The 8857-nt window shown below is 33.4% G+C and carries 10 protein-coding genes and 2 pseudogenes; 7 read left to right on the top strand and 5 right to left on the bottom strand.

Going from position 1 to position 8857, the window contains the following annotated elements; all coding sequences use genetic code 11:
* Positions 1–116 (top strand): annotated as a pseudogene (locus HMPREF0013_RS25390) (DNA-binding protein); the annotation flags it as partial.
* 203 nt (positions 117–319) lie between these two features.
* On the opposite strand, the gene HMPREF0013_RS24025 reads toward HMPREF0013_RS25390, so the two are convergent.
* The 3 genes and pseudogenes from HMPREF0013_RS24025 to HMPREF0013_RS25380 all read right to left on the bottom strand — a co-directional run.
* Positions 320–679, bottom strand: coding sequence for a DUF4829 domain-containing protein (locus HMPREF0013_RS24025; protein WP_224223039.1), 360 nt, complete (start codon positions 677–679; stop codon positions 320–322).
* A 98-nt stretch (positions 680–777) separates the two neighbouring features.
* Positions 778–1071, bottom strand: a complete 294-nt coding sequence (locus tag HMPREF0013_RS25385) for a hypothetical protein (protein WP_227505690.1) — start codon at positions 1069–1071, stop codon at positions 778–780.
* Positions 1072–1101: 30 nt separating this feature from the next.
* A pseudogene (locus HMPREF0013_RS25380) lies at positions 1102–1512 on the bottom strand (hypothetical protein); the annotation flags it as partial.
* Between the two features lie 599 nt (positions 1513–2111).
* Here HMPREF0013_RS25380 and HMPREF0013_RS24015 point away from each other — a divergent pair.
* The 4 genes from HMPREF0013_RS24015 (at position 2112) to HMPREF0013_RS24000 (ending at position 5192) form a co-directional block, all read left to right on the top strand.
* On the top strand, positions 2112–2468 hold the full coding sequence (locus HMPREF0013_RS24015) for a type II toxin-antitoxin system RelE/ParE family toxin (protein ID WP_005804940.1): 357 nt from the start codon (positions 2112–2114) through the stop codon (positions 2466–2468).
* Positions 2461–2763, top strand: coding sequence for a helix-turn-helix domain-containing protein (locus HMPREF0013_RS24010; protein ID WP_005804939.1), 303 nt, complete (start codon positions 2461–2463; stop codon positions 2761–2763). Before HMPREF0013_RS24015 ends, HMPREF0013_RS24010 begins: the two co-directional genes overlap by 8 nt.
* 172 nt (positions 2764–2935) lie before the next feature.
* On the top strand, positions 2936–4102 hold the full coding sequence (locus HMPREF0013_RS24005) for an AAA family ATPase (RefSeq protein ID WP_005804937.1): 1167 nt from the start codon (positions 2936–2938) through the stop codon (positions 4100–4102).
* A 13-nt stretch (positions 4103–4115) separates the two neighbouring features.
* A complete protein-coding gene (locus tag HMPREF0013_RS24000; RefSeq protein WP_005804936.1) occupies positions 4116–5192 on the top strand; it encodes a hypothetical protein in 1077 nt (358 codons plus the stop codon).
* A 75-nt stretch (positions 5193–5267) separates the two neighbouring features.
* On the opposite strand, the gene HMPREF0013_RS25140 is transcribed toward HMPREF0013_RS24000, so the two are convergent.
* Positions 5268–5438, bottom strand: a complete 171-nt coding sequence (locus tag HMPREF0013_RS25140) for a hypothetical protein (protein WP_005804935.1) — start codon at positions 5436–5438, stop codon at positions 5268–5270.
* Complete coding sequence (locus HMPREF0013_RS23995) at positions 5435–5821, bottom strand: hypothetical protein (protein ID WP_005804934.1); 387 nt, start codon at positions 5819–5821, stop codon at positions 5435–5437. Before HMPREF0013_RS23995 ends, HMPREF0013_RS25140 begins: the two co-directional genes overlap by 4 nt.
* A 1158-nt stretch (positions 5822–6979) precedes the next feature.
* On the opposite strand from HMPREF0013_RS23995, the gene repM reads away from it, so the two are divergent.
* Both repM and HMPREF0013_RS23985 read left to right on the top strand, forming a co-directional pair.
* The gene (gene repM, locus HMPREF0013_RS23990; RefSeq protein ID WP_005804933.1) at positions 6980–7915 is read left to right on the top strand and encodes a replication initiation protein RepM; all 936 of its coding nucleotides are present in this window, start codon (positions 6980–6982) and stop codon (positions 7913–7915) included.
* A 68-nt stretch (positions 7916–7983) separates the two neighbouring features.
* Entirely contained in the window at positions 7984–8529 is a 546-nt protein-coding gene (locus tag HMPREF0013_RS23985) for a plasmid replication DNA-binding protein (protein WP_005804931.1), read from the top strand.
* Positions 8530–8857: the final 328 nt, after the last annotated feature.

Below are 8857 nucleotides of genomic sequence, written 5' to 3'. Positions count from 1 at the left end.
GACGGATTGACTAGTCCGGAGCAGCGGAAAATAAGCGTATTCCGGTGCCGGAGCAGGTTGAACCGGAACAGCCGAAAAGAGGATGGTTAAGCCGGTTTTTCTTGCCGAATGGCTAAGAGACTTGTTTAGGCATGCTAATCAAAGTTCTGACACATTGATCAAAGAATAGGCGTGGAACGTGAAAAATCATAAAAAAAACCCACCTTGGGGAAGATGGGCTATCAACTAGAAACTACAGCATTGATTTCTATAGATAATTATAACGCATTTCGTATAAGGTGTATTATGTTAATTTTAGCTTTTCTCTATAATTACTATCTTAAGGCCCACTACCAAATTCTGTAATTAGCCAATCAGATTGAGGAGATTGTTTCACAAGAGTAATAAATAAAATATAGTCACCTACTGGACTACCAGCATCATCTATATGGACGACTTTAACTTTTACCATCACTGAAATAATTTTATAAAATTCTTGATAATACTCAGGTCTACTTTCCGCTGAATCATAATTAATCCTTACTACTTCTAAAATTTTTGAGTCTTTGAAAGAGAGAAACCTTTCAGAACTTTTTAAATCTTCATGTAATCGCGCATCTGGCCAAACATATTTGATTGCTGATTCTAGATCATGTTTAGCAAGTGAATTAAAGAAAAGTATTGTTGTCTGTGTTGCCATCTCTTTATCATGATTTAATTTCTGTTTGTATGAATTAATGATTAGAAGTAGACATAGACCTACAAGTAAAATTCCTAATTTTATAAATATTTTAGACATTATAATTTCACTTTTATCTTTCGAAAAAACGCATAACCGACTAAAAGACACATAAGCCAAAATAAATAATCAAGAATAAAATATAAAAAAATGAATTGATCTATTCCTATAATAATATTTAAAGGATCTAGCGCTATACTACCGCCTGGAGATATTTCACCATCTACTAAAAACTGTAATGGAAATCCTCCTCCTATAACTTCAACTTTTCCAAGCTTGTCTACAACTATCCGGTCTATCAATGTATATTTCTGATGAAACAAAGACAAATAAGTCAAAACAAAAGCTAATATATTGAAATATATTATTTTTTTCTTTAATAATTCTTTAACTTTAAAATCAGTTAAAAATAACCAATAAGACAAGCCTGGAATTAGAGCCATAAAGATAGTCCAAGTGTCGGTATACATCTTCCACCATTCTTTCGAAACTTCTCCTGTATGGCTCCATCCAAAAAGAACAAAAAATGGCATAGCAATAATTAAAGAGCTAATACAGATAGTTAGCAAATTAAGAATACTATAACGATTTAAAAGAATTGAGACCATAAAGCTAAAAGGTACTGTCAAAATACTATAAGCCAAGTAAACAAGACCATGCCCTGCAAAAACCACAAAAATTGAATATAGACTATATTCACGATTCATTATGATAAATAGCAATGCTGTGAAAAAAAGTAGTGGTAAAGGAGCAAGTAATAGGGCTTTTACTATTTTTTCTTTTGAGTATTTCATTAACTTAATTCTCTTATCTACTCAATAACTATTCATACTATACCGATTTTCTTGGAGGTCGTTTGCTTCCATTTAACATAATGGGCGTTATACGAAACGCGTATAAAAATAGTTTTATATTTCAAAAAGTTATGCTATAAAAAAATTGGGACGCAAACCCGAAAAGCCGACTTGGAAACAAGTCGGCTTTTTTATGACCGGTTTTGATAGTTCTTGCCAATAATTTTGTTTAAAAAGTAGTCGATTTTGCGGTTTTTCTAATATTCTCAACGTCCCAGGATCTAAAATTATCCCCATTTCCTGCGGATAAACCTGGGACAGTTTTTAGCCTATCTTGTACGCATATACTCACAACAATTCCGGCCCTTTGCGTCTATACGCAATAATAGAATTTTCATATGATTAAGTGGTCAGGAACAGGAAGTTCCATATAATTAAAAATAAGCACCAGGATGGCGCTATATAAGACACGCAAGAGCACAGAGACCTAATGTTCCAATAAAAAACCCTGGCAGGATGCCGGGGTTTTTTTATTGTCATTTGCAAAATCACTCAATCAGTCTTAATATATAGACTATAATCTATATTATGGTTGTGATATGTGGACAGTCATTACAACGGATCTGTTTAATGAATGGCTGGAACAGCAAGACGAATCAACCCAAGAGAAAGTCTTAGCTGCACTGGTTATTCTTCAGCAGCAAGGGCCAAGTTTAGGTCGTCCTTTAGTGGATACCGTGTATAACTCTAAATTTACCAATATGAAAGAGCTACGTGTTCAGCATCGAGGTAAACCCCTGAGAGCCTTTTTCGCATTTGATCCATTACGGCAAGCCATTGTGCTGTGCATTGCTGATAAAGGCGGAAAAAAGCGATTTTATAAAGAGATGCTGGATATTGCAGATGAGCAATACGAACTTCATCTCTCAACCCTAGGAGATCAATCTAATGGCTAAAACCTTACAGGAATTATTGGCTAGTCGCTCTCCAGAGAGCCAAGCTCGTATTCAACAAATGGCTGATGAACTACTTTTAGAAACTCAGCTTCACCTTATTCGAGAAGAATTAGAGATTTCCCAAAAAGAATTGGCTGAAACTCTTGGGATCAAACAACCATCACTTTCAGCAATCGAAAACCGTGGCAATGACCTTAAGATTTCGACCATGAAAAAGTATGTTGAAGCGATGGGTGGAAAGCTCCGTATTGATGTAGAGCTTCCAACAGGAAAACATATAGGATTCAATGTTTAACAATAAGAAAGTCAGCTTAAGCTGTCTTTCTTATAAGATGTATTCTGTTAGTTTTAGAGACACTAAATAATCTATTAGACCTGAACATACACTTTATAGCCTTTCAGTGATTGCTCTATTGATTCACAACAGGCATTATTGCTTTATATATCTATGGCTTTTACTTAATCAAATGAAAATTCAAGAACTTGAAGGTGTTGAGTTTTATAACTTAGTTGCTCCCCAGAAGCACACTTATATTGATTTAAAAAAACAAATAAACATTATTACAGGTTTTAATGGAAGTGGAAAAAGTACATGCCTAAGTGCTTTACATCATATGATTTCGATGTATTCAGAGAATGCTAGAAACTATCCTCGAAAGGATTGGGCTAGCATGTTAAAAACCAAGAATCATTTTTATAGTTTATATAACTATACTTGTCATAGACCTGAAGAAATCAATCATGATCAAATTAAAGTTATTTTATCTGACTTAACCAAAGATTTCGGTAAAAGATTTGATAAAGCACAGGATTCAATAGATCCGACATCAAAATTAAGAAATTTTGTTAAAAATCGAGAGGTCTTTAACATAAATTATCTCATAACCTCTTTAGATGACTATAATGATAAACAAAGTGATGATTCTCACTTTATTAAAAGTATTCTTTTTATGAATGAAAGTTTATCTTCATCAGAAAAAGGGGATTTTGAAGCTGACTTTGATAACTTAGATTCTTTCTCTCAAGAAGTTAATATTGATAAAAGCTTATATAGCTTATTAATAGAGTTTTCCGTTCAATCTAGAGTCGAAAAAAGAATTAATCAAGTCTATGAAGACTTACTTAAAAAAATATCAAATAAAGATTTTTCTTCTATTAAAGAAGCACTAATGGAAAATTCAGAGATAGATGAACTAATAAAATTAGAAAAGATTAAAAAAGAAATTACCTCTAGTAAAAACAATCTAAAAGACAAACCTATTAACTCTTTTATGTCTATTTTAAATTCATTCTTCAAAGAAACTAATAGAGAATTTTTTATTAATAAAGATGGATTCTTAAATTTAAGATGTAATTATCCTGATAATAAACATTTGATTATCGAATGGCATAGTCTATCTATGGGTGAGAAAAATCTTTTAACATTACTATTATTGGTTTTTTTAAATAGACAAAAAGAAGTTCTGTTCTTACTAGATGAGCCTGACTTATCAATGCATATATCTTGGCAGAAACGATTCATTAAGACAATTGCACAACTCTCTCCTAGATCTAAATTTATTATCTCAACTCACTCACCAGCAATGATCGATAATAGCCTCAACATTCAATTTATGAACTTAAATTCTATCTGAGGCTAATTTTGTAATGAGCAATTTAGGTTTTGACTTAGATAACGATTATTTTGCTAATCAAAAGTTTTTTAGTCCTACAGCACAAGAAACTGTGAAAGTATGGGTTGAATCTGAAAATGACATAAATTTTTGGGCTAAGATCCTACCCCAAGATTCATCAAAATGGGTATTCGAAATACAAACAACTGAACTTATAGCTGATGATAATAAGATGGGAACTGGTTGTGACAGAATCAGATCTCTCGTTGCCTCCAAGGCAATAACATTGGGGAAAAACTCTATCGCCTGTACAGATAGTGATTATCATCAAGGTATAGGTTGGCTAATAAACCATGATTTACAATCACTTCAATCAAATCCTTACTGGTTTTATACCGTCTTACATTCAATAGAAAGTATTTTTTATACTCCAAAGAATATTCTAGATACACTCTGTTCGTGTTTTAGAGTACATTTATCCAAACTTGATCGAAATTTCTTATCAATCCTAGATAAGATTTCATCCATTATTTATTTACCATTGCTTATATCTCTTTCTAACTTTAATTTTATTCATAGAGATGAAAAAAAATTAAGTAATAACCTAAATGAAATTACGAAAATTTTGTCTCAGCTCTCAAAGAATACAGATCCTAAAGACTATAAAGATTTAGTCTCTTATCATAATTCTGTTTTAAATAATGATGTATGGAACGACATTGAACATGATATTTCATTGTTTATTGATTCTTTGATGATTGATCATGTAGCTTGCTACTATATGCAACAAACTATTAAAAAAATACAGAATGTTGGAATCAATCAAAACAACATTTACTTATTTTTTAGGGGTCATGATATTGATGATTTAATAGGTGGACTTTTTCAGAAATACGTTACCGTTTCGAAACAAGAAAAAATTGAGTTGATGGTGGCTGAATCGCTTCGTATAGGAGAGACAGAAGAAGTTCGAATTAAAAGAAAACAAGAGATTTCTAATGGATATCTTCAATTCAAAACCACTATCAAAATGAAATCTCTAGAAAACTTGGAACATGCTATTTTTTTCCAAGAAACATTTAGTAGACTGAAAGCTACTTATACAAATTAACTTTCTTATTTTTTAAAAGACACTTTTTAAAGTGTCTTTTTTATTTAACATAAAATCTCTTATACGCAGCCCAGGTTAATCCTGGGCTTTTTGTTCAATCTGATCATTGGCCTCAAACATGCCAGGATTAGTAATCCGGATATTTTCCTGACAATTCCCACAAAGCATCAGCCCTGCAAAAAGCTGTACGTTTTCCCTTGAATCACAGAAAGCACACGGTTTAGAAAGTTGAATAATATTGCTCACGGCTTTTTCCCCGCAAAATAGTTCTTTTGGGCATATGCATTTCCCTTTATTTGCATTCCTCGGATGTCTTCTCGATCGACTTTTAGATGCATCAACATCCCCATTTGAAACATGTACATATGTCCAAAGTCTTCAAAGAATTTTTCATTTAAATAATTGGCTTCAGTAAACTTATCTAGGGAATAATTAATTTGCTTTTCAAAATCATTCACCAATGTTTCAATCCGACTGACCTGCCGTTCAATACTGGCCATTTGTAAATTACTGGTCAGTAAATCCCGTAAATAAGTTCCGAGTTTATCGCCCTTCAACTGAGCCAAACGCTCATATTCTTGTGCGACTTGATTGTCTAATCTGACGGCAACGGTTCGAGTACTGTTCATGAAAAACTCCTACAATTTGTTTTCAATCTAAGCACCTAATTTCTAAAAAGTAACTATCAAATATAAGTAAACACTGTGTTAAGTTTTAATGATTACAGGTTAAATATCTAATATAAAAAGAGAAATTCATATAAAAGCGTAAACAAAGGTGATTACAAGCTATCCTATTGTTTTGTAAGTAAATATTGCACTTTATTTGCAACAAAACGTGTTTACAGCTAAACCTATGAAAAATAATAAAAATCATGCTAAAAGCGTAAACGCTTTCCAGATAGATGAAAAATCGCTGTATCCCTTATAGGATAAGGCTTTGGAGCCTTTATCTTTAGATGCGTGGTGTGTGAACCAAAAATTGCCGGTATGTACCGGCTCCCAATCCATTTAATTGACTTAACTGACAGTAAAGATAGTGCTTGGCCAAAAGAGATCCTGACTATTGTGTGTCTAAGGGAAAAAATCTATAAGCGGAAACTCTAGCCTACAGATCAAAAATAACACCCAAGTTGAAACGCTCTCACATGCGATTTCAGCCACATTTTTACATAAGACATAGAATCGACTATTGAAATGAGTAATCAGGTCAAAAAACGCAAATGAGCGCCAAATAGAGACTATTTTTATTCTAATCGGGATGAATAGAGCGAGTGTCTACGAGCGAAGCACCAAAATTCGCACCTCGACTCTCTGAAAAACAGCTTTTTAGGCTGTGAAGTCTAAATAAGCGTAAATCACATGCAGAAAATTGGGCCTAGATCGAGCGTAGCGAGTAAAAAAGCTTTATGAGCGAAGCGAATTCCGAGTTGCTTTTGCTCTTGCCTTTGCTTTTTCTCAAAGTCACAACAGAATGATCCAAAAAATTGCCCCACGAATCGAGCGAAAGCGAGATTCAATAGAGTTTGAGCGTAGCGAAAACCAAGGGCAATTTTTCATTCCCAATGCTTTTAATTATTTTTAAGTTTTTAAATGCTTTTAGATCTGCTGTAAGTCTTTATTTATAGTATATACAAGGGATATACCACACCAAAAAGTCACCTATACCACACCAAAAAGTCACCTATACCACACCAAAAAGTCACCTATACCACACCAAAAAGTCACCTATTTACACCATTAACTAATAATGGTGTAATAACACCACGTATAATAAAGGTGTAGCAAATGCCTACCAGTGAATTAATAGTAAAAGATAATGCTTTAATTAATGCGAGTTATAATTTAGATACCGTAGAACAACGGTTAATTCTACTGGCTATCTTACAAGCAAGAGAAACAAAAACAGGGATTGATGCAAACACTAGGCTACGGATCCATGCCAGTGACTATATGAGCAGATTTAATGTTAGTAAGCATGCCGCCTACAAAGCCCTAAAAACAGCAGTTACTAACCTTTTTGGTAGACAGTTTAGCTACCAAACAATTGATGAAAAAACAGGAAAATCAAAGAAAGTAATTTCTCGATGGGTTCAAAATATTTCTTATATTGATGATGCTGCAACCTTAGAGGTTACTTTTACAATGGATGTAGTCCCTTTAATTACACGTTTAGAAAAACAATTTACAAGTTATCAATTAAAACAAGTTACCCAATTAACAGGAAAATATGCCATTCGACTCTATGAGTTGCTTATAGCATGGCGTGAAGTCGGTAACACTCCTATATTTGAAGTTTCTGACTTTCGTTCGAAGCTTGGCTTAACTTCAGATGATTACCCAAGACTAGATACATTTAAACGACGTGTACTTGAATCAGCAGTCAAACAAATAAATGAACATACAGATATCATCGTTAAAGTTGAACAGCATAAAGAAGGTCGCTCTATTTCTGGGTTCTCTTTTAGCTTCAAACAAAAAAGAAATCCGAACAAAGCAATAGAACGTAAGAAAGATCCCAATACATTAGATATTTTTTCCAGAATAACAGATGCTCAACGCCACTTATTTGCTAACAAGCTTTCGGAATTACCTGAAATGGGGAAATACTCTCAGGGCACTGAAAGCTATCAACAGTTTGCAATAAGAATTGCTGAAATGCTTCAAGATCCTGCTAAGTTTCAAGAATTACATCCTTATCTTGAAAAAGTTGGCTATCGTTAAACTACTGATGTAACGTTACATGATTAATTATTGTCTACAAGCATACAGATTTTTACTTGGGTTACATAATGAAAGCACTATCTGTTATTGAGTTATCACAACTTTATGGGATGAATCGACAAAGTATTTATAAACGTATAAATAAAGGCGATTTATCAAAAAATAGTGATGGGAAAATAGATTTATCTGAAGCCATAAGAGTATTTGGCGAACCATCTAATAAAAATAATAATGTAACCCCGTTACAGTCTACTACGGTACAAAAAGAGACAGAAGTAGACATGCTAAAACAGCAGGTAGACATACTAAAAAAACAGCTAGAACTTGCACATGAGCGAGAAGTTTTCCAACGAGAACAGCTAGAAGCAAAAGACAATCAAATAGAAGCTATACAACGACTGCTAGAAGCCCCAAAAACCAATATGACTACGTTTACCGATCAGAAACCTGACCAGAATATAGCAACGGATCCTCGGCCAGAACCTGAGCTGAAACATGACGGATTGACTAGTCCGGAGCAGACGGAAAATAAGCGTATTCCGGTGCCGGAGCAGGTTGAACCGGAACAGCCGAAAAGAGGATGGTTAAGCCGGTTTTTCTTGCCGAATGGCTAAGAGACTTGTTTAGGCATGCTAATCAAAGTTCTGACACATTGATCAAAGAATAGGCGTGGAACGTGAAAAATCATAAAAAAAACCCACCTTGGGGAAGATGGGCTATCAACTAGAAACTACAGCATTGATTTCTATAGATAATTATAACGCATTTCGTATAAGGTGTATTATGTTAATAATATAAATTTTTAAAAGCATATTGATTTAATAATAGAAAAATTATCAGAGTAGGGCATGTGTAAAGTAAACGTTCGATTATTAACCAATAATGATTAAAGATTTATATCTTGTATGTGTTAATTTTATTAACATATATATACGAAATTAA

It is taken from the genome of Acinetobacter sp. SH024 (assembly GCF_000163635.1).
In the GTDB taxonomy this organism is placed as follows: Bacteria; Pseudomonadota; Gammaproteobacteria; order Pseudomonadales; family Moraxellaceae; genus Acinetobacter; species Acinetobacter pittii.
The sequence above is the reverse complement of the archived record's forward strand: the minus strand, read 5'-3'. Positions and strand labels throughout refer to the sequence as shown.